Consider the following 20043-nt stretch of genomic DNA (forward strand, 5'->3'; position numbering starts at 1 on the left):
TTATAACAAACATCGGACGAAGGGGAGGAATATGTCAAGCGCTGCGGCGTCCGAACCGGAAACAGGCGATATCGTGCCGGACTGGGTCCGTCCGATCGTCAAGGAGAGCCTGAGCGAGCGGGCCTACCGCGAGCTGCGCGTCGCGCTGATGCGCGGGCAGTTGCGACCCGACACGCGCCTGCGGCTCCGGCCGATGTCGGCCCGGTTCGGCATCAGCGCGACCCCCATGCGCGAGGCCCTTCTCAGGCTCGTCGCCGAGAAGGCCCTCGCCCTCGACGCGCGCGGCAGCGTCGTCGTGCCCCGCCTGACCTTGGATCAGCTCCTAGAGATCCGGGCGATCCGCACCGATCTCGAGGGGCGTGCCGCCGCCGCTGGGGCAGCCAGCCGCGCGGCCGAGGTCGACGACCTCGAGGCGATCCACGCGCAGATCTCGCACTGTCACGCGAGCCGCGACTTCGCGCGGGCGGTGAACCTCAACACCGAGTTTCACCTGACGCTGTGCAGGCTCGGACAGATGCCGATCCTGTACGAGATCGTGGAGTTGCTGTGGGTGCGCTGCGGCCCGATCCTGTCGCACCTCTACGATGACGGCGTCCCCGACTGGGAGCCGCACCCCCATCGCCGCATCATCGACGCCCTGCGCCGCGGTGACCCGGAGGCGGCCCGGGATGCCGTGCGCGAGGACATCGAGCGCGGCGGGAGCGGCCTGTTCGCGCATGTCCGCGCGACCGCCACAGGGTGATGACCGGCTCGCGGAGAGTCCACGAGCGATCGATCGATGGCCGAAGCACGAGCCGACCTCGGCGGCCACTGCCCTGAAGGCGCCGGCGTCGATTGGCCCGCGGTTGCGGAACGCCGGAGCTCGATTATCGTGCGCCCATGCGCGCCGATCTCGCCGTCCTCGCTCTGGTCTTCGCCGCCACGGGCGCGCGCGCCCAGCAGCAGCTGCCGACCGTCCCGGAATTGCTGACGGCCGAGGCGAACGCCGCACGCGCCTGCGAGAGCACCGGCGATCCCGCCATCACGCGTGAGCAGTGTCGGCTGCGCGATCGGCTGAGCGGACGCCTGGCGCAGGCGGGCTATTGCTGGGGCCGCAAGGGGCAGGCGGACGAGAAGAAGGAATGGCACGCCTGCCAGCCGGACTCGATCTACGAGGATGATATCGAGGCCGTGCAGCGCTGAGCGGCAGGCTTCGTCGTCGAACGCGGCTCCGCCACCCGAAGGTCTGTACGCCGGGCTACAGCAGGACACCGTTCCGCAGAACTGACGGCGCTGTGCGCGAGTCGGAGCTGTGGTGCTGCGCGGCGTTCACGGAGCCGCCGGCATCGAGCTGGACGCATCACCTGAACGCCCGCGCTTCAACGTCCATCCGAGGAACAGAATTGGCATTGCTCGCACGATCGAACCAATGAACAAGTCATTATCTCAATAGAACTGTCGTTTTCTTCAAAAAACCAGATCCAACGGCGTGAAATCTCCACGGTATCGCCGTCTCGAAGGACATGAAAATTCTTGAAACGCTCATGCAGAGTGTTAGACCGCCATCGTCGCTCGAGACTCCGACTACGATACGGTCGCCATCGATGATTCACACAATCAAAGGTAGGCTTTTCGCGCTTCTCGGGGTGCTGGGTACACTCCTCGTAGGATCAGCAGCACTCAGCAATTACGCGCTCTACAGAGATTTCCGGGGCCTCGAATCGATCTACGCCGACAGGGTCATGCCGCTCAGCCAGTTCGGCGCGATGCGCGATGCCTTCGATGCCATGCTGACCGCGACGCGGGATTTCGAGTTCCACGCGATTCAGGCGGCCGAAGCCGTGACGATCCTCGATCGCCAGCTGGCACGGGCGAAGGAAGCCTGGTCCGCCTACCTGACCACGTACCTCACGCCCGAGGAGGCACAGCTCGTCGCGAGCCTGACGACGCAATTCGATCGAGACGTGGCGATCGTCACCGACCTCGTCCGCGCCTTGACGAAGGGGGACCTCGACGCTGTGACCGCGACCCGGATCGATCTGCTCCGCGCGATGGGTCCGACGACGGCGACCATCGGCGAGTTGTCCGACCTGCAGGTCCGCGAGGCCCGCGCCGAGTTCGAACGCGCGGACGCGATGGCGCGGCGCCTGCGAATCCTGCTCTTCGCGACACTCGCCGGGGCCGCGCTCGCGGTCGGGTACGGCATCCGCGTGATCCTCGTCCAAGTCACCCGCCCGATCGCGCGGACCACGGCGACGATGACCCGTCTCGCCGCGGGCGACCTCGACGTGCGGATCGACGGCGCGGACCGCGGCGACGAGATCGGCGCGATGCTCAAGGCTGTCCAGGTCTTCAAGGACGCGCTTGTCGCGAAGCGCGCGACGGATGCCGCCGCCGCCAACGAGGCGCAAGCGAAGGCGCGCCGCGCCGAGACGTTGGACAGCGCCACCGCGGCGTTCCGTGCCCGGATGGATCGCCTGACCGAGGCGCTGTCCGCCAGCGCCTCGTCCATGGAAGCCGCCGCCGCGACGATGGACCGGAGCGCCGGCGAGACCGCGACGCAGCTGCTCCAGGTGTCCTCGGCGGCCGAGCAGACAGCGGTCAACGTTCAGACCGTCGCGGCGGCCGGCGAGGAACTGGCCACGTCGATCGGGTCCATCAACTGCCAGATCACGCGCTCCTCGGACATGGCCCGGCGCGCGGCCACTGAGGCGTCGGAGACGAACACCCTCGTGATGAGCCTCGCCGACGGCGCCGAGCGGATCGGGACCGTGGTCAGCCTGATCGCCGGGATCGCCGCGCAGACGAACCTGCTCGCGCTGAATGCCACCATCGAGGCGGCCCGCGCCGGGGAGGCGGGACGCGGCTTCGCCGTCGTCGCCACCGAGGTGAAGGCGCTGGCGGCGCAGACCGTCCGGGCGACCGAGACGATCTCCGAGCAGGTCGCGACCATTCAGAAGGAGACCCACCGCGCGGTCGACGTCATCCAGGCGATCACCGCCGCTGTCCTGGACCTTCGGACCATCGCCACGGGCGTCGCGGCCGCGATGGAGGAGCAGGAGGCGGTGACGCAGGAGATCGTGCGGAACGTCAGCCAGGCCGCCGACGGCACCCAGGCGGTCACGGTCACGATCGGGCGCATCACGCAGGCTGCGGGCGAGACCGGCCGGACCGCGGCCGCGGCCCTGGACGCGGCCACTGCCCTGTCGCGACAGTCGGAGACCCTGAACGCGGCGGTCGCGGAATACCTGGCGGCGGTGCGGGCCGCCTGAGGCGACACGCTCAGCGGCCGGGCGATCCAGGGAGCGGTGGCAGCCGCATCAGGGGCTCGCCGACCCGCAGGATCGATCCGACGGAGAGCCCGGGGCAGAGCGTGAAGCCCGGAGGCGTCAGCACCACGATGGTGGAGCCGTGCTCGAACCAGCCCATCTCGGCGCCCTTCGCGAGGCGCGCCGCGGTGAGCAGGGTCCGTCCGCCCGTCTCGCGCAGGGCGAGACCCTCGGGCAGGAAGCCGAGCCGCAGCCCGGCAACGAGGATGGCCGCCACCGGCACCAGCGTCACCGCGTGGCCGCCCTCCGCGAGGCGCAAGCGCAGGACGGCGCGCTCGTTCCGGCAGAACAGCGCCTCGACGCGTTTCAGGGCGATCGGGTTCACGTTCCAGGTGTCGCCCCAGATATGCCGCACCGACTCGACCCGCAGGTCGTGCGGCGCGTGGAAGCGATGGTACATCCCGGCCGTCAGGCGCAGGGTGGCGTAGCTGCCGCCCTCGTGAGCGCGCGCCAGCGCGACGTCCCCGCCGAGCAGGTCGGCGAGCGGGTAGGACAGGCCCTTGATCTGGAGCAGGCGGCCGGCCTCGACGCGACCGTGGGCTCCCAGGATCGCGTCGCTGGGGCTCGTCAGCAGGGCCGGATCGGCCGCGATCGGCCGGGCACCGGGACGCAGGGCGCGCACGAAGGCGGCGTGGAGGCTGGGGAAGCGCGTCTCCCGCGCGTCGCGGAGGTCGACGTCGCAGAACAGCCGCCAGGTCGAAATCGAGAGGTCGCGGATCAGCGGCTGCTCAATCCGGCTGAACCAGCCCATGAAGCGGGTGGCGAGACGGCGCGGCAGGCGGTTCGTCAGCAGGAAGTTGAGATCCTCCTGCGCCCCGACACGCGCCAGGACCGTCCGCAGCCGGGATCCGGAAACCGTCATCATGCCGTGAACCGCCTCCGGTAGGGCGCGGGGCGATGTCCGCGATCCTCGTCACCCTGTCCGCCACTACCGTCGCCGCGGTGCTCGCCCTGCCGCGGGCGGCCGAGCGCCTGCAGCTCTCCCGGGCGAAGCATCGCTCGCTCACCGGCCACGCCCGCATGGCCCGGCGCGTCGCCGGGCTGATCCCGAACTACGCCTACTCGGAGCGCGCCTTCTTCCGGTCGGACGATCCGGACGAGGCGGTGGCGCGCCGGCGCGAGGCCGGCTTCGCGCGGCTCTCCGACCTGTTCCGGGCGCGCTTCGCCCGGACACGCGCCGAGACCGAGGCGGTCCGCGACGGGCTCTCGGATCTCCAGTTCACCGGGCTCTACCGGGTGCCGTTCCAGTACGCCCGGCACGTGCGCGCCCATCTCGGCACCGGCGCCTTCGCGGCCGCCGCCGCCGGCGTCACCGTCACGGACCTCGACGGCAACGTCTTCTACGACCTCGCCGGCTCCTACGGCGTGAACCTGTTCGGCGTCGATTTCTATCGGGCCTGCCTGGAGGAGGGCGCGGCACGGGTCTCGGCCCTCGGTCCCGTGCTCGGGCCGCTCCACCCGGTCGTCACCGGCAACGTCGCGCGGCTGAAGGCGATCTCGGGCCTCGACGAGGTCTCGTTCCACATGTCCGGGACCGAGGCGGTGATGCAGGCCGTGCGGCTCGCCCGCTACCACACCGGCCGCCGCCGGATTGTCCGCCTGTGCGGCGCCTATCACGGCTGGTGGGGCGAGGTGCAGCCGGGCATCGGCAACCCGGTCCCGACCCGCGACACGCTCACCCTGGCCGACATGTCCGAACGGACGCTGCGGGTGCTCGCCGGCCGCCGCGACGTCGCCTGCGTCCTGGTCAACCCGCTCCAGGCGATGCACCCGAATGCCGGCGCGCCGGCCGATTCCGCGCTGGTCGACAGCGGCCGCAGGGCTTCCTTCGACCGCGCCGCCTACACCAAATGGCTCCACGACCTCCGGGCGGTGTGCAGTGCCCGCGGCATCGTGCTGATCCTCGACGAAGTCTTCCTCGGCTTCCGGCTCGCCCGCGGCGGCGCGCAGGCGTATTTCGGCGTGCGCGCCGACATGGTCACCTACGGCAAGACCCTGGGGGGCGGCCTGCCGGTCGGCGTTCTCTGCGGGCGCGCCGACCTGATGCGCCGGTACAGAGAGGACCGGCCCGTCGACATCTGCTTCGCGCGGGGCACCTTCAACGCCCATCCCTACGTGATGGGCGCGATGGGCGCGTTCCTCGACCGGCTCGAAAGCCCGGCGGTGACCGCACTCTACGCCGACCTCGACGCGACCTGGGACGCGCGCGCGCGTCACCTGAACGCCCGGCTGGCGGAGGCCGGCCTGCCGGTGCGGGTCGCCAACATGTCGACGGTGTGGACGGTCCTGTACACCGAGCCGTCGCGCTACAACTGGATGCTGCAATTCTACCTGCGCGCCGAGGGGCTGGCCCTGTCGTGGGTCGGGACCGGCCGGATGATCTTCAGCCTCGCGTACGACGACGCGGCCTTCGAGGCCGTGGCGACGCGCTTCGAGGCGGCGGCGCGGGCCATGCGGGCGGACGGCTGGTGGGACGGCGGCGCGCCGAGCGACAGGGCGATCCGCCGGTCGATCCTGCGGGAGGTCGCGGCCATCCACCTGGGCGGCCTTGGGGCCCGCCTGGGCCTGCGGGCCCCGGATCAGGGCTGATCCGGCGCGCCGGGCGACGGGCCCGGCGCGCGACCTATGCTCAGGCGCCGCGCTCGTGCGGCTCCCGCTCCTCGACCAGCTCGCCGTGCAGCAGGGCCAGCGGCGCCTTGTGGTAGAGCTTGATGTCGTGGAACGGGTCGGTGAGGATCTTGGCCACCCAGACGAGGCCGGTCTGGACGTCGCGCTGGACGAAGAGCTGCACCATTCGGAACAGCAGGCCGGCGAGCGCCAGCCACAGCCAGATCCAGCCGACGTTGCGGATCAGGTCCGCGGTGCTCTGGTGCGGCGCGATCAGGCCGAACAGACTCGGGTCGAAGTAGAGCGGCAGGGGCGACAGGGCCCAGATCGCCAGGAGCACGACCTTCCGCTGCAGGTTGTAGCCGACCTTGATCTCCTCCTTGTGCTCGTGGGTCGCGTCGTTGACGTGGTCGTAGCCCTTGGGCTCGAAGAACAGGTGGCCGGCCTGCCGCGAGGTCATCGCCACCAGCCAGCCGATCAGGGCCGCCGTGGCCGGATCCCTGAACGCCAGGGCGTAGGCGACCAGGAAGCTGATCGCGCTCACCACGTGCAAGCTCTGATTGACGCGGTTGTGGTGATAGTAGCGGTGGTCGTCCCAGCGCTGGACGCGCAGTGCCTCCCGAAAACTCGCCATGATGTGGGTCCCCGATCGATGGTGGTGGGTTGGTCGAAGCTGATGCGCGTTCAGGCGGCGCGCTTGCGCAGGCGCAGCAGGGAGAAGTGGCCGAGCGGCGGGAGCGCCCGGCGCTCGACGATCTCCACCGGCGCGCCGGCGGCCCAGGCCGCGTAGCGCTCCCAGGCGAACTCGGTCCGCCATCCGAGGCGGCTCGTCACCGGAGCGAGGGTGCGCTCCACCGCGCGCCGCAGGCCGGCCTCGGCGCCGATCCGCGTGGTGATCACGATCTCGCCGCCGGGGCGCAGCACCCGGGCGAACTCGTCCAGCGCCGCCTCGGGATTGGGGACAGCCGTGACGACGTACTGCGCCACCACCACGTCGAAGGCGGCGTCCGGGAAGTCGAGCTGCTCGGCGTCCATGACGGCGAGGCGCTCCACGTTGCGCAGACGCAGCCGCGCCACGCGCTGACGCGCCTTCTCGAGCATGGGGGCCGAGATGTCGATGCCGACGATGCTGCGGGCGCGCCTGTAGGCCGGCAGCGACAGGCCGGTGCCGACGCCGACTTCCAGGATGCGGCCGCCGATCCGTTCGGCGGCGGCCGCCGCCAGGGTACGGCCCTGCGCGAAGACGGGCCCGAAGACCAGATCATAGACCGGGGCCCAGCGGCCGTAGGCCTTGGCGACGCCGTCGCGGTCGAGATCGGGCCCGAGCGTGCCCGCGCGCGAGGAACCGGTGTCGTGCATTCCGAGGGCCATGGGCGTCCTGTCTCGTTGTCGGCTAGGTCGGCCCGACGGCTCGCCTCGACCGTCGGCTGCAGGTCTGAGGCAGGCGTTCACCAGCTCAGTTCGCGTCACCGCGCGTCCGCTTGGTCAGACCAAGATCCGGCCAAGGGCTCGCGCTTGTCCGCCTCGAGAGCGCCGAGCGGCGTCGCGACAAGGCAGGGGGCGGTCACAATGGGCGAGGGAAGCGGGATCTCGATCATGCCACGCCGCCCGGATCATCAACGACCCCACGCCGCCTCTCCGCTGAAGTCTTTCCGCCGGCAAAGCTATGTCGTTCGTTTGACAAGCTTGTGACATATCCATCAAACACGCCAACGGCCATTCCATTTGCTGGCAAAATACTGATGTGCCACGCGTCATATCTATGCACGAGTGGTGATATGCGACCCTTCGAGCTACCTGATCTTGCCCGGTGACGAACGCCTCGGCCGCGCATCGGCCGCGCGTCGGCTTCTCGCACACGCGGTGTTCACGATGCTCCGAACACCCTGCCGTTGCGGTCTCGTCGCAGATCCCGAGATGCGCGATGATTTGAGGGCGGGAAGCTTGCAGGTCGCGCCTTCGACATTTTCTCGCCCTGATATCGACGAGATGTGACTCGGTATCCCCAGCAGGACAGGGCGCGACGACGCGCCGAAGGAGTGTTTCGCGTGATCGAGAATTTGCGGCGTCAGACCATCGCGGTCGCGGCCTTCGCCGGGATCGCTCTCAGCGCCGGGCAGGCGCAGGCCGCGCAGTGCGGCAACACCGCGGCCGGCTTCGATGCGTGGAAGCGGCAATTCGCCGAGGAGGCGCGCGGCCGGGCCAGCGCGGCCAGCCTCGCGGCGCTGCAGAACACCACCTACTCGACCGCCACCATCTCGGCGGACCGGGGGCAGCACAGCTTCAAGCTGTCGCTGGAGCAGTTCCTCGCCAAGCGCGGCGGCCCGACCATCGTCAAGCGGGGCCGCGCCCTGAAGCAGCAGAACGCGGCCCTCTTCGACTCGATCGAGCAGCGCTACGGCGTGCCGCCGGGCCCGCTCCTGGCGATCTGGGGCATGGAGACCGGCTTCGGCGCGGTGCGCGGCAACGTCAACACGCTCTCCGCGGTGGCGACGCTCGCCTACGATTGCCGGCGTTCCGAATACTTCACGGACCAGCTCTACGCTGCGCTGACCCTGGTCGATCGCGGGCTCCTGACACCGAATACCCGCGGCGCGGCGCACGGCGAGGTCGGGCACACCCAGTTCCTGCCGAAGAACGTGCTGGCCTACGGCACCGGCGACCTCAACAACGTCGGCGCCGCCCTGTCGTCCACGGCCAATTTCCTCAAGGCGCACGGCTGGCGGGCCGGCGCCGGCTACCAGCCCGGCGAGCCGAACTTCGCGGCGATCCAGGGCTGGAACGCGGCGCCGGTCTACGAGAAGGCGATCGCCATTCTCGGGCGCCAGATCGACAACAATTAGCAGTATCTCGGCCTCGAATAGACCGAGACGTATTGCGAGAACTGCGGCGGCGCGCCCGAAAATGGTCCCGATCGAGCCAAGATCGACCATCGCATCGCCCCAGAAAAGCCGGCCCGACCCCGCTGTCTCACGCTGAGCGGGGCCGGTCCGCCCGCCGCGGATCCGTATCCTGTGCGGAGGGCGGCAGCCGGCAAGCCCCGCCTCGCGACGAGGAGCTTGGGCAACCGCGATGGCTGTCGAATCCGTGCCGCTGGACGGCCTCAAGACCCGGAACGCGCGCAGCACGTGGCTCGCGCCACTGACGGTGCTCACCGGCGCGGTGACGCTCGCCGCCCTCGGGGGCAGCGTCCTGCATCGCGCCCCGGTCCCGGTAACCGGCATCGAGAACGCCCGGACGGAAGCGCCGGTGCCCGCACCGTCCGCGGAGGACAGGGCCGAGACCGCCGCCGCCGAGCCGGAGGCCGCCGAATCGCCCGAGCCCAGTCGCGACGCCCTCGGCAATTCGCAGTCACGATGGGCCTGGAATCAGATCGCCCCACCCTCGCTGACGCCCGAACCCGTCCCCGAAAGCGCCGATGCCGGCGCCGACGCGCAGCCCAGAACGCAGGTCACCGAGACACCGCTCAGCGCGATGGTGGTCCCGCTGCCGATCCCCCGTCCGCCCGAGCTCCGCGGGCCCGCGGGCACCGCACTCGCCCGGCGGTCCGACCGGCGCATGGCGCGCCGCGAGGTGCCGCCGGCGGCTCAGCCCATCCCCCAACCCGAAGAGCGCTCGTTCATCGAGAAGCTGTTCGGCATCGAGCGCGGACCGGCGCTGGCCTACACGGCGCTCGAGAGCAAGCCGGCCGACGTCGCGCCGCCGCAGCAGCGCGTCTCGCCACCGCTGGCCCCGGCCCGGGATCCGGGCCCCTCGGCCGGCATCGCGGTCTACAACATCGCCGCCCGGACCGTGACCCTTCCGAGCGGCGAGCGCCTGGAGGCGCATTCCGGCCTGGGCGAGGGGATGGACGAGCCGCGCTTCGTCAACGTCCGGATGCGCGGCCCGACTCCGCCCGGCACCTACGATCTCACCGAGCGCGAACGGCCCTTCCACGGCGTGCGGGCGATCCGCCTCACGCCGGTCGGCGGCAACGAGGCGGTCTACGGCCGTGTCGGCCTGCTGGCGCACACCTATATGCTGGGCCCGCGCGGCGACTCGAACGGCTGCGTGTCGTTCCGCGACTACGACCGGTTCCTCCAGGCCTTCCTGCGCGGCGAGGTTCAGCGGCTGGTGGTCGTCAGCGGCACGCAGGACCCGCTGCCGAGCCTCGCCGCCGGCACGGTCACGACCCGCATGGCCCGCAACGGCGGCTGACGACTTCTCGCCCGCGGCAACGGCCGCAAGCGCGCAGACGGTCTACCAGCACTGCTCGCGCGGCGCTTGGAACGCGCCGTGCCGGCCCGCAGAACGCGGTGGCGGCGCGTTCCGGCGCCGCGACACGCGAGTCCCCGGTCCAGACCATGCCCGCACAACGATCGGCCGCGGCGGCCGTCCGTACCCTCCTGGCGCTTTCCGGTCTCCTGGCGGCCGACTTGGCCTGGAGCGCCTCCGCGCCGGACCGCGTCGGCGCGGCGGTGGTCGGGGCGCGCTTGGCGGACCGGATCGTCGGCACCTGGGAGCTCGTCTCCTACAAGGTCGAGGACAAGGAGAACGGCACGCTCGTCGACGCCATGGGCGGCACGCCGCGCGGTCGCGTCATCTTCACCAAGGACGGCTGGGTCGCCTTCAACCTCGAGGGCAGCGCCCGCACGCCGGCGACCACCGACGCCGAGCGGGCCGCGCTGATGAAGACCCTCGTCGCCTATATCGGCCGCTACCGGATCGAGGGTGACCAGTGGGTCACCAGCGTGCAGACCGCGTGGGCGCCCGAATGGGTCGGCACCGAGCAGCGCCGCACCATCCATATCGACGGCGACTACGCCGACGTCACGACTCCCTGGCGCGTGATGCCCAACTGGGATGACGGCCGCCTGTCGCGCAGCATCATCCGGTTCAAGCACATCCCGTAGCGGCGCGCCTTCGCCACGCCGTCGCGTCGAGCGACGGACCGGGCGACCGATCGGGCGACCGATCGGGCGACCGATCGCGGCCAGTCTATCGGCGGGTCGCCGCCATGCGCGCCGGTCATCGCGACGGACTGACAGGATGGCGGCGATTGCAACCCTGGCAGTAATTGTCCTTTCAGGCCCCGTCCTCTATGAGGCCACCATCAATCTGCTGAGCCAAGCCAGCCAGCATCTTCCCGCCCACCCGGCAATCGCGCCACCGCGCGAGCGATGTCTTGAACCGGTGATCCGTTCTCCGGCGAGATCGCGCGGCTAGACGGAGGGAAGGCCTCTGCGTCGCGCGAGCGCGCCCCGTCGTCCCACGATCCGTGCGGCTCGGGGACGACGGACGCGATGCGGGCCAGGGCAGGACCGTCGTGCCGGGTCGAGCGAGACCGCGAGCGTGCCGCGACGGGAACGGGGAAACGATCCGGAAGGCCGGACGGGCGGGATTCGCGCCCGTCGCATCGAGTGTCTTCCGTACGCGCGGCGGCCGATCGGGCCGTGCGGTACGCAAAAGCGGGATCTGCCCATGCGTGGCGACGACGAGACCCAACACCGGCGCGACCGCCGGGCCGCGGACGTGCTGCCCCTGAGCCGGCGGCGGCTCCTCGGCACGGCCGCCACCGGCCTGGCGCTGGCGGCCCTGCCGGGCGCGCTGGCCCTGGCCGAGGGCGCGGACAGCAAGGTCGACGTGCTGCTGATCGGCGGCGGGATCATGAGCGCGACGCTGGGCGTCTGGCTGAACGCGCTGGAGCCGAATTGGTCGATCCAGATGGTCGAACGGCTGGATCAGGTCGCCCTCGAGAGCTCGAACGGCTGGAACAACGCCGGCACAGGACACTCGGCCCTGGCGGAGCTGAACTACACGCCCGAGAAGAAGAAGGGGCAGATCGAGATCGCCAAGGCGGTGGAGATCAACGAGGCGTTCCAGGTGACCCGGCAGTTCCTGGCGCATCAGGTCAAGACCGGCGTGATGACGGACCCGCGCGCCTTCATCAACTACACGCCCCATATGAGCTTCGTCTGGGGCGACGACAACATCGCCTACCTGAAGAAGCGCTGGGAGGCCCTGAAGGCGAGCCCGCTCTTCGCCGGCATGGAGTACTCTGAGGATCCCGAGCAGCTCCGCAAGTGGGTGCCGCTGATGATGGAGGGCCGCGACCCGAAGCAGAAGGTCGCCGCGACTTGGTCGCCGCTCGGGACCGACTGCGAGTGGGGCGAGGTGACCCGCCAGTACGTCGCCCACCTGAAGAAGCAGCCGAGCTTCAACCTCCGGCTCTCCACCGAGGTCGAGAGCATCACCAAGAACGGCGACGGCTCGTGGCGGGTGACCGCCAAGAACCTGAAGGACGGGACGCGCCGGACGACCGACGCCAAGTTCGTGTTCATCGGCGCGGGCGGCGGTGCCCTGCACCTCCTGCAGAAATCCGGCATCCCCGAGGGCGACGAGTATGCCGGTTTCCCGGTGGGCGGCTCGTTCCTGATCAACGACAATCCCGACGTCGCCACGCTCCATCTCGCCAAGGCGTACGGCAAGGCGTCCGTGGGCTCCCCGCCGATGTCGGTGCCGCATCTCGACACCCGCGTGATCAACGGCAAGCGCGTGATCCTGTTCGGGCCGTTCGCGACCTTCTCGACCAAGTTCCTGAAGGAGGGCTCGTACTTCGACCTCCTCAGCTCCACGACCACCAGCAACATCTGGCCGATGATGAAGGTCGGCGTCGACGAGTTCCCGCTGGTCGAGTACCTGGCGGGGCAGCTGATGCTGTCGGACGACGACCGGATCGCGGCGCTGCGCGAGTACTTCCCGAAGGCCAGGAAGGAGGAGTGGCGCCTCTGGCAGGCGGGGCAGCGTGTGCAGATCATCAAGCGCGACCCGAACAAGGGCGGCGTGCTGAAGCTCGGCACCGAGATCGTCAACGCCAAGGACGGCAGCATCGCGGCGCTCCTCGGGGCCTCGCCCGGCGCCTCCACGGCGGCGCCGATCATGCTGCAGGTGCTGGAGAAGGTCTTCGCCCAGAAGGTCGCCACGCCGGAATGGCAGGCGAAGATCCGGGAGATCGTGCCGAGCTACGGCACGAAGCTCAACGACGATCCCGACCGTGTCGCGCGCGAATGGACTGACACGAGCGCGCAGCTCCAGCTCCCGACCCCGCCGCAGATCGACCGGGCCGTGCTGAAGCCGGTCTCGACCGGCAGCACCGTGCTGAACAGCAGCGCCACGCCGGTGAAGGAGCCGGTCCACGACCTCGCGCCGTGAGCGGCGCGTCCCGGGGTGCCGACGGTCGCGCGCCCTGGGACCGCGTCGGCGCTCAGAGCCCGACCCGACCCAGGGCCGGCAGCTTGAGACCGGGCCGCCGCAGGTCGATCCCGGCGACGCCGCCGAGCAGGTTCAGCTCCAGGCCCTCGACCCAGCCGAGGGTTACCCCGGCATAGCCGCCGAGGTTGATGCGGATCCCGGTCCGCGACGGCGTCAGGCCGATCCAGCGCCCGTCATAGGGGAAATCCTTGCCGATCGCGGTGGTGGGAAGGCTCTCGCGGATCTCCGGCACCGCCGCCATGACGGCGGCCACGAAGGTGTTCGAGTTCGGGCCGGGCCACACGACGTAGTCGCCGGGCCGGCTGAACCGGTACTCGGCCACGGCCTGCCGGATGCGCGGGAGCATCGCCTCCGCCTCGGCGCCGTCGGCTGCGAACACCACCGTCGGCGGGTTCCCGAACCAGCGTCCGTCCGGCACGAACCGGTCGACCCAGATCGGCTGGCCCCAGGCCGTGTAGTCGAAGCGGCTGTAGGCGCGGGCGCCGCGCTCCTTGACGACGATCCAGCTGTGCGTGGCCACGATGCCGCGCCAGCTCACGGTCCGCGCCGAGAAGATGCGCAGCACGGCGCCGGGATGCGCTTCCGCGCGCGGCAGCAGGCCGGCGCTGGACCGATCCGCCAGACGCCAGTCGCCGCTCGCCCGCGTCGCGTAGAGCAGGGCGGAGATCGCCACCGGCACGAGGAAGAGCGCGGCGAGCGCGAGGAGGGCGATCCTGAACAGGGTCACGGGCGGTCCGGGGGGGAGGGCGGGATAGAATCCGCATGTAGGTAGAGCCCGCATCCGCGAAACTGCGACCGACGCGCCCCGGGGCTGCGCGCGCGTCAGGGTGGGGAGGCGAGGGCGTCCAGCAGCAGCGTCGCGGCGAGGAGATCGGCGCAGCCGCCGGGGCTCAGGCGCGCGGCCACGAAGGCGCGGTGGATCGCCGCCGCGCGCGCGCGCCAGTCGGGGGCCGCGATGCCCCCGGCGTCGAGAAAGGTCGCGGCGGCCGCGCGCGCGCCGACGAGGCCGTTGGCACCGCCGCGGTGCAGGAGGTTCGTGTCGTCGACGACCGCCAGGAGGGCGAAGAAGCAGTGCACGCGGGCCGCCTCGGCATCGCCGGGGGCGCACGATCGGCCGAAGCGGAGAGCGGGCAGGGCGACGGCGCGGATGGTCGGAAAGCCCGCCGCGGCCTCGGCGCTGGCGCCACCGACGCCGAAGCGCCGCGCCGCGCGGCCGCCGTGGCTGACGGCCGAGACCGGCGCCCGGGTGATCGCTGTCCCCCAGAGGTGACCGACCGCCTCCGCCAGCCCTTCGGCGCTCGCGCGCTCCGCACCGGGCCCCACGCCCCGCGCTCCCGCCGCGGCACAGATCAGCCCCAGCGAGAAGATGGCGCCCCGATGCGCGTTGACGCCGCCGGTCGCCCGCATCATCGCGGTCTCGGCGGCTAGACCGATTGCCCGGAGTTCCGCCATTACGGCATCGCGGGCGCCCGCCGCGACCAGTTCCGCGAAGAACGGCCGGAGCGCCGCCGCGCTGCGGCGGAGCGTCTCCGCATCCATGTCGTCGTGGCTGCCGGAATCGACCGGGCTCACGAGGCCGGGCTTGGGCCAGGTCTCCAGTTCGCCGATGAGCGCCGCGTGCGCGAGATCCGCGACGCGTTCGGCCCAGGGCGCGGCGGCGTTGCTCCGGTCCGCGCCCGGCGCGATGAGGCTCTGATCGTCGCGCAGGGTCGAAGCTCCCCAAGGGTTCGCCGGCATGGCCGAAGCGGCGTCGGGCGGCCCGAGATATACCGGATGGCCGTGCCGGCACAGACGCGGCGTTCTCCGAGCCGGTTCGACTGTCCTGCCCTAGAAGGATCCGACGAAGCGCTCGGGCAGCGTCCAGAGGTCGGGCGCCTGGATCGCGCTCTTGCGCTCGATCGCGTCGGCGAACAGCCGCTTCGTGGTCTCGAAATGCGCCTCACCCGGACGCATCTGAACGGGGCGGCGCGGGACGCGACCGATATCGGCCTTCACGAAGGTCAGGAACTCCGTCGGGTCGATGGCGTGGTGGGAGTTCGGGATGCCGATCGGCGCGGCCGCATTCCGCTTCTGCTGGCGCCTGAAGAGGATGTCGTGGTCGAGATACGCCAGGTGGAACAGGAACAGGTCGCGGAAATCGGGGCGGTGATCCTGGATCAGGCAGTGGAAGCCGACGTGCCAGTCGACCCGCTCCGACACGATGGTCGCCTTGCACAGGGTGGATATCGGCCGGATGTATCCCCGCTGGCCGGAGATCGGCGCCGCGACGTCGATAGGGGCCTCGTCCCCGACGTGCATGACGTCGGCCCCGAACAGATCGAGGATGGGGGGCAGCGGCCGCGCGGCGATGTAATCGGAGAGTGTAGACGATACGTCCGGATCGGGGAGGATCAGCTCGTCGCTATCCGCATAGAGAACATATTTGAAGCCGATGAACAGCGATGCGCAGAAATCCCTGACCGTGTGGGCGCGCTCCCACTCGTTCAGGGGCAACCGCGGCAACCGGACGACGTTCGCGCGCAGTCCGGTCGTCGAGCCGTCGTCGGAACCGTGGTCGAGGATATAACAGTTTTCAGCCCCGACTTGTCGCTCGTAGTGCTTCAGCCAGAGCGGAAGCATGGTCTTTTCGTTGTAGGCCATCGTGACGGCGGCGAGCGGCCTCTTGTGCAACGGTATTCCTTCCCGCCAACGCGGCCTTCACCGCGCTTCTACAGCGCATTCGCGAAGCGTTTGATCGGAGCTTAGTGGCAATGGATCGTGCGCAGCAACTCCTGAGGTCGTTGACCAAGGACGCCCGCATCGTGGAGATTGGCCCGAGCTTCAGCCCGCTCGCGCCGAAGCGCGACGGCTGGAACACGTTCGTCATCGATCACGCGCCGCGCTCGGAGCTCATCGAGAAGTATCACGACCAGACGGTCGACCGCATCGAGGAGGTGGATTTCGTCTGGACAGGCGGCTCGATCGCGGACGCGGTCCCGGTCGACCAGCACGGCACCTTCGACGCGTTCATCGCCAGCCACGTCATCGAGCACACGACCGACATCGTGACCTTCCTGCGCGCCGCCGAGACGCTGCTTCGGCCGGACGGCGTGGTGATCCTGGCCGTGCCCGACAAGCGCAAATGCTTCGATTTCTACCGTTCCCTCACCGGGACGGCGGACGCGGTCGCGGCGTTCCTGGAGAAGCGGAACCGGCACACGGTCCGGACCCACATCGACTACGCCCTGAACATGGCGCTGAAGGACAACGGCACGGTCGGCGCCTGGTCGGGCCAGGACACGCGGCCGGCCATTCCCGCGAATCCGCTCACCGACGAGCCGCAGTGGCTCGGCGCCGCGCAACTTCCCTACTACGCCGACGCCCATGCCTGGGTGTTCGTGCCGGCGAGTTTCAATCTGATGATCCTGGAGCTTGCGCAGCTCGGCTACATCGATCTGCGCGTCGAGGATTTCCTCGACCGGGACGCGACGGAATTCTTCGTGTGGCTCCGCAAGGGACGCCAGCGGCTCGCGCCGGGCGAGATCCGCGAGCAGCGCACCGCGCTGATGCAGCGCGCCATCGTCGAGCTGGCGGAACAGGTGCAGCAACTGCCCGAGACGTCCTTCGTCGAGATGGCCTCGGCGGGGGCGCTGCGGGATCAGCTCCTCAAGGCGACCTACCGGACCGAGGCGCTCCGCACCGTGCTGGCGGCGCTGCGGGCCAGCATCGGCCGTTTCGGGCTGGATCGGGCCAAGTTCAAGCGCCTGATCGGCGCGGCGAGCCAGAAGGTTCCGGGGAACCTCTCGGCGGCGGTCCAGCACAAGATCCTGCTGACCGAGGCGACCAAGATCCTCGACGGCATCACGGATTCTGCGGTCGAGACCGACGACCGGGATCCCGCCGTCATTGACGGCGCCGTCTTGGTGGCGCCGCTCGGCGCGGCCCAGTTCGGGGATCCGCTGCTCGCCGCCGAACTGGAGCGCGAGCGCCAGCGCGCCCGGGCCGTCCGCATGGTGCTGGACGCCGTGCTCGGAAGCCTGCGCGGCCGCGCCCTCGACAAGAAGCGGTTCCGGGACCTCGTCACGCAGGCAGCCGCGCGAACGCCGAATGACGGCCCCGAATCGGCGCGCCACGCGGTGCTGTCCGAGGAATCGCGGCGGGTCCTCGGCCTGCCGGTCGCCTGAGGCAGGCCGCGGCACCGACCGCGCCGTGGCGCGAGCGGGGCCCGGCGCGCCCGGAGCGAACCCGCGGCCGGCCGGACGTCACGCCGCCGACGCGACCGCCGGGGAGATGCGCTTGCGGGCCTTCTTGTCCTCGGTGCTGCTAACGAAGGCCTGCGCCTCCTCCTTGCGCTCGAAGACGTGCGGCGCGACCCCGCGCTTGTTCAGGGCCTCCTCCATCTTGAGGCGCAGGAAGGCGCTGGTCGCGTAGCGGGTCGTGGTCGCGTAGTAGTTCGCCTGCAGGTACTGGACCATGCCGGCGTAGTCGTCGACCAAGTTCTCGTTGAGCCGGAAGCCGTCGTGATTGATCACGGCGTTGACCCGCTGGCCCGCCTTCCGGCAGGCCTCGACGATGGTCATGCGCAGCTCGTCCATGTCGCCCTTCACCCGGCAGTACCAGCCTTCCAGGTTGACGAAGAGGATGTTGCGCTCGCCGTCGTAGCTGACGCGGGACTTCAGATCGAGGTTGAGCAGATCCGAGATCAGCTCCATCGGCTCCTCGCGGAAGATGCGCGGATCCATCGGCACCGGATTGCGCACGACGGGGGCAAAATCCATGTGGGCAAGGATGTCGCGCTCGATGTCGATCCCCGGCGCGACCTCGATCAGCTCCAAGCCCTCCGGAGTCAGCTGGAAGACGCACCGCTCGGTCACGTAGAGGACCGGCTGCGACCGCTCGACCGCGTAGGGGCCCGAGAAGGTGTTCTGCTGGACCTGGGTGACGAACTTGCGGGCCTTGCCCTCGTTCACGATGCGCACCTGACCGTCGGACACCGCGATCTCGAGACCGCCGGCCGTGAACGTCCCGGCGAACACGACGGTGCGGGCGTTCTGCGAGATGTTGATGAAGCCGCCGCAGCCGTTCAGCTTGCCGCCGAACCGCGAGGTGTTGACGTTGCCGGCCGCGTCGCACTCGGCCATGCCCAGGCAGGTCATGTCGAGGCCGCCGCCGTCGTAGAAGTCGAACATCTGGTTCTGGTCGATGATGCAGTCGGCGTTCGTGGCCGCGCCGAAGCTCGAGCCGGACGCCAGCACCCCGCCGACCGCGCCCGCCTCGGTGGTGAGGGTGATGTAGGGGGTGATCTTCTCCTCGTTGGCGACCGACGAGATGCCCTCGGGCGCGCCGACGCCGAGATTGACCACGCCGTTCGGCGGCAGCTCGAAGGCGGCGCGGCGCGCGATGATCTTGCGCTCGTTCAGCGCCATCCGCTTGATGCCGGTGACCGGGACCCGGATCTCGCCGGCGAGCGCCGCGTCGTGCATCACGCCGTAGTTCATCCGGTGCATCTCGGGCTCGGCGACCACCACGCAGTCGACGAGGATGCCGGGCACGCGCACGTCCTTCGGCAGAAGGTAGCCGTCGTCGACGATGCGCTCGACCTGGGCGATGACGATGCCGCCGTTGTTGCGGGCCGCCATGGCCTGGGCGAGGCAGTCCAGGGTCAGCGCCTCCTTCTCGTAGGAGAGGTTGCCCGACGGATCGGCCGAGGTGGCCCGGATGAAGGCCACGTCGATCTTGGTCGCCGTGTAGAACAGCCACTCCTCGCCATCGACCTCGACGAGCTTGACGATGTCCTCGGTGGTCAGCTCGTTGACCTTGGCGCCCCCGTGGCGCGGGTCGACGTAGGTCTTCAGGCCGACCTTCGAGAACAGGCCCGGCTGACCCGCCGCGCAGGCCCGGTAGAGCTGGGAGATCACGCCCTGGGGCAGGTTGTAGCCGCGGATCAGGTTGTCCTGCGCGGCCTTGGCGACCTTGGGCATGCGGCCGAAATTGGCCGCGATGACCCGCGTGAGGAGGCCGTCATGGTGCAGGCGGCCGGTGCCGAGCCCTTTGCTGTCGCCGGCGCCGGCCGTCATGATCAGGGTGAGGCCGCGGGGTGATCCGGTCTCGACGAACCGCTTCTCGAGGGCGGCGTGCAGGGCCTCCGGGATGCAGCTCTGGACGAACCCCGTGGTGGTCACGACGTCGTTCTCGCGGATCAGCGCGATCGCCTCTTCCGCCGAGATGACCTTGTTCTTCCTCATGGAGCCCGTGATCCTCCCCGGCACGTGGAGGAGCGGCCGGCCGTGATGCCCGTCGCCTCCGACTGTGCCATGCGCCGCCCCCGTGGTGCCGGGACGTCTCGGCCCCGGAGATCGGCTGAGTTTTGAATACGATCGTTATTGCACCGCATCAATATTTGCGGCATCGCACGAGGGCACATGCCGGCGCCGTGACAGTACTCCGAAAATGAGTGTGGGCGCTCCTGAAAAACTCTTCGGTCCACGATCAGAAAAATTGCGCGCGTCGCGGGGCCGTCGGCCGCCTGTGCTCCGCCGCACGCGGTTTTCATGGTCCGCGTGCGCCGCCTCACCGCGGCGTCCCGGGATCCGGTGTCTCTCGGTCTGGACACGACAGGAGGCGATCATGAACCGAGATCCGAGAGCCCGGAGCAGGCAGGCCGACGGCAAGGCCCGGACGGCGGAGTCCGACCGCGAGAATGATGCCCGCGCACGCGCGGCGGTGGTGGATGCCTGGCGCCGGGCACTGCTCCGGATGCGCGAGCGGCGCGCGACCGAGGACCGCGCCGATCCGGGCCATTGAGGCCCGGGGAGAGCCGAGCGGACCGGTCCGGCGCCCGGCGGCGACGCGGGGCCGGCGGTCCGGATCGGGCCCCGACGTCGCCCGAATGGGGACG

The 20043-nt window shown here is 70.2% G+C and carries 16 protein-coding genes; 9 read left to right on the forward strand and 7 right to left on the reverse strand.

All coding sequences use genetic code 11. The annotated features are described in order from the left end of the window. Positions 1-31 precede the first annotated feature (31 nt). The 3 genes from BM419_RS01825 to BM419_RS01835 all read left to right on the forward strand — a co-directional run bounded on the left by BM419_RS01825 (position 32) and on the right by BM419_RS01835 (position 3251). Positions 32-742, forward strand: a complete 711-nt coding sequence (locus tag BM419_RS01825; protein ID WP_091924594.1) for a GntR family transcriptional regulator — start codon at positions 32-34, stop codon at positions 740-742. Between the two features lie 137 nt (positions 743-879). After that, positions 880-1182: a hypothetical protein gene (locus BM419_RS01830; RefSeq protein WP_020091704.1), complete on the forward strand. Its 303-nt coding sequence runs from the start codon at positions 880-882 to the stop codon at positions 1180-1182. 401 nt (positions 1183-1583) lie between these two features. Beyond that, complete coding sequence (locus tag BM419_RS01835; RefSeq protein WP_091924597.1) at positions 1584-3251, forward strand: methyl-accepting chemotaxis protein; 1668 nt, start codon at positions 1584-1586, stop codon at positions 3249-3251. Positions 3252-3261: 10 nt separating this feature from the next. Here BM419_RS01835 and asd read toward each other — a convergent pair whose 3' ends face one another. Continuing rightward, positions 3262-4173 carry an archaetidylserine decarboxylase gene (gene asd / locus BM419_RS01840; protein WP_091924600.1) on the reverse strand — a complete coding sequence of 304 codons (912 nt, stop codon included), beginning with the start codon at positions 4171-4173 and terminating at the stop codon, positions 3262-3264. Positions 4174-4205: 32 nt separating this feature from the next. Here asd and BM419_RS01845 point away from each other — a divergent pair, with 32 nt between their 5' ends. Further along, entirely contained in the window at positions 4206-5897 is a 1692-nt protein-coding gene (locus BM419_RS01845; RefSeq protein WP_091924603.1) for an aminotransferase class III-fold pyridoxal phosphate-dependent enzyme, read from the forward strand. Positions 5898-5937: 40 nt separating this feature from the next. On the opposite strand, the gene BM419_RS01850 is transcribed toward BM419_RS01845, so the two are convergent. Together BM419_RS01850 and BM419_RS01855 are read right to left on the reverse strand one after the other, a co-directional pair. Beyond that, positions 5938-6549 carry a hypothetical protein gene (locus BM419_RS01850; protein WP_091924606.1) on the reverse strand — a complete coding sequence of 204 codons (612 nt, stop codon included), beginning with the start codon at positions 6547-6549 and terminating at the stop codon, positions 5938-5940. Between the two features lie 50 nt (positions 6550-6599). After that, positions 6600-7286 (reverse strand): class I SAM-dependent methyltransferase, encoded by a 687-nt coding sequence (locus BM419_RS01855; RefSeq protein WP_020091710.1) that lies wholly within the window; start codon positions 7284-7286, stop codon positions 6600-6602. A gap of 677 nt (positions 7287-7963) precedes the next feature. Here BM419_RS01855 and BM419_RS01860 point away from each other — a divergent pair. The 4 genes from BM419_RS01860 to mqo all read left to right on the forward strand — a co-directional run bounded on the left by BM419_RS01860 (position 7964) and on the right by mqo (position 13106). Next, the gene (locus tag BM419_RS01860) at positions 7964-8758 is read left to right on the forward strand and encodes a lytic murein transglycosylase (protein WP_020091711.1); all 795 of its coding nucleotides are present in this window, start codon (positions 7964-7966) and stop codon (positions 8756-8758) included. A 229-nt stretch (positions 8759-8987) separates the two neighbouring features. Then, positions 8988-10112, forward strand: a complete 1125-nt coding sequence (locus tag BM419_RS01865; protein ID WP_091924610.1) for a DUF2778 domain-containing protein — start codon at positions 8988-8990, stop codon at positions 10110-10112. Between the two features lie 146 nt (positions 10113-10258). After that, the gene (locus BM419_RS01870) at positions 10259-10807 is read left to right on the forward strand and encodes a lipocalin-like domain-containing protein (RefSeq protein WP_244540684.1); all 549 of its coding nucleotides are present in this window, start codon (positions 10259-10261) and stop codon (positions 10805-10807) included. Between the two features lie 568 nt (positions 10808-11375). Beyond that, entirely contained in the window at positions 11376-13106 is a 1731-nt protein-coding gene (gene mqo / locus BM419_RS01875) for a malate dehydrogenase (quinone) (protein ID WP_091924615.1), read from the forward strand. 52 nt (positions 13107-13158) lie between these two features. Here the strand turns inward: mqo and BM419_RS01880 are convergent, their stop codons facing one another. The 3 genes from BM419_RS01880 to BM419_RS01890 form a co-directional block, all read right to left on the reverse strand. Next, positions 13159-13893 carry a DUF3750 domain-containing protein gene (locus BM419_RS01880; protein ID WP_091924617.1) on the reverse strand — a complete coding sequence of 245 codons (735 nt, stop codon included), beginning with the start codon at positions 13891-13893 and terminating at the stop codon, positions 13159-13161. 95 nt (positions 13894-13988) lie between these two features. Continuing rightward, positions 13989-14903 (reverse strand): triphosphoribosyl-dephospho-CoA synthase MdcB, encoded by a 915-nt coding sequence (gene mdcB / locus BM419_RS01885; RefSeq protein ID WP_091924620.1) that lies wholly within the window; start codon positions 14901-14903, stop codon positions 13989-13991. Between the two features lie 90 nt (positions 14904-14993). Beyond that, a complete protein-coding gene (locus BM419_RS01890) occupies positions 14994-15836 on the reverse strand; it encodes a glycosyltransferase family 2 protein (protein WP_056521372.1) in 843 nt (280 codons plus the stop codon). 80 nt (positions 15837-15916) lie between these two features. Between BM419_RS01890 and BM419_RS01895 the strand changes: the two genes are divergently transcribed. Continuing rightward, a complete protein-coding gene (locus BM419_RS01895; RefSeq protein ID WP_091924623.1) occupies positions 15917-17329 on the forward strand; it encodes a class I SAM-dependent methyltransferase in 1413 nt (470 codons plus the stop codon). Between the two features lie 78 nt (positions 17330-17407). On the opposite strand, the gene BM419_RS01900 is transcribed toward BM419_RS01895, so the two are convergent. Further along, positions 17408-19390, reverse strand: a complete 1983-nt coding sequence (locus tag BM419_RS01900) for an acyl CoA:acetate/3-ketoacid CoA transferase (protein WP_020091719.1) — start codon at positions 19388-19390, stop codon at positions 17408-17410. Positions 19391-20043: the final 653 nt, after the last annotated feature.

Origin of the sequence: Methylobacterium sp. yr668, from assembly GCF_900116245.1 — a bacterium.
In the GTDB taxonomy this organism is placed as follows: Bacteria; Pseudomonadota; Alphaproteobacteria; order Rhizobiales; family Beijerinckiaceae; genus Methylobacterium.

Excerpts from the sequence above, each read along its gene's own strand:
- BM419_RS01850 (WP_091924606.1), bottom strand. The coding sequence starts at position 6,549 with ATGGCGAGTTTTCGGGAGGCACTGCGCGTCCAGCGCTGGGACGACCAC.
- mqo (WP_091924615.1), top strand. The coding sequence starts at position 11,376 with ATGCGTGGCGACGACGAGACCCAACACCGGCGCGACCGCCGGGCCGCG.
- BM419_RS01830 (WP_020091704.1), top strand. The coding sequence starts at position 880 with ATGCGCGCCGATCTCGCCGTCCTCGCTCTGGTCTTCGCCGCCACGGGC.
- BM419_RS01895 (WP_091924623.1), top strand. The coding sequence starts at position 15,917 with ATGGATCGTGCGCAGCAACTCCTGAGGTCGTTGACCAAGGACGCCCGC.
- BM419_RS01900 (WP_020091719.1), bottom strand. The coding sequence starts at position 19,390 with ATGAGGAAGAACAAGGTCATCTCGGCGGAAGAGGCGATCGCGCTGATC.
- mdcB (WP_091924620.1), bottom strand. The coding sequence starts at position 14,903 with ATGCCGGCGAACCCTTGGGGAGCTTCGACCCTGCGCGACGATCAGAGC.
- BM419_RS01855 (WP_020091710.1), bottom strand. The coding sequence starts at position 7,286 with ATGGCCCTCGGAATGCACGACACCGGTTCCTCGCGCGCGGGCACGCTC.
- asd (WP_091924600.1), bottom strand. The coding sequence starts at position 4,173 with ATGATGACGGTTTCCGGATCCCGGCTGCGGACGGTCCTGGCGCGTGTC.
- BM419_RS01835 (WP_091924597.1), top strand. The coding sequence starts at position 1,584 with ATGATTCACACAATCAAAGGTAGGCTTTTCGCGCTTCTCGGGGTGCTG.
- BM419_RS01865 (WP_091924610.1), top strand. The coding sequence starts at position 8,988 with ATGGCTGTCGAATCCGTGCCGCTGGACGGCCTCAAGACCCGGAACGCG.
- BM419_RS01870 (WP_244540684.1), top strand. The coding sequence starts at position 10,259 with ATGCCCGCACAACGATCGGCCGCGGCGGCCGTCCGTACCCTCCTGGCG.
- BM419_RS01825 (WP_091924594.1), top strand. The coding sequence starts at position 32 with ATGTCAAGCGCTGCGGCGTCCGAACCGGAAACAGGCGATATCGTGCCG.
- BM419_RS01845 (WP_091924603.1), top strand. The coding sequence starts at position 4,206 with ATGTCCGCGATCCTCGTCACCCTGTCCGCCACTACCGTCGCCGCGGTG.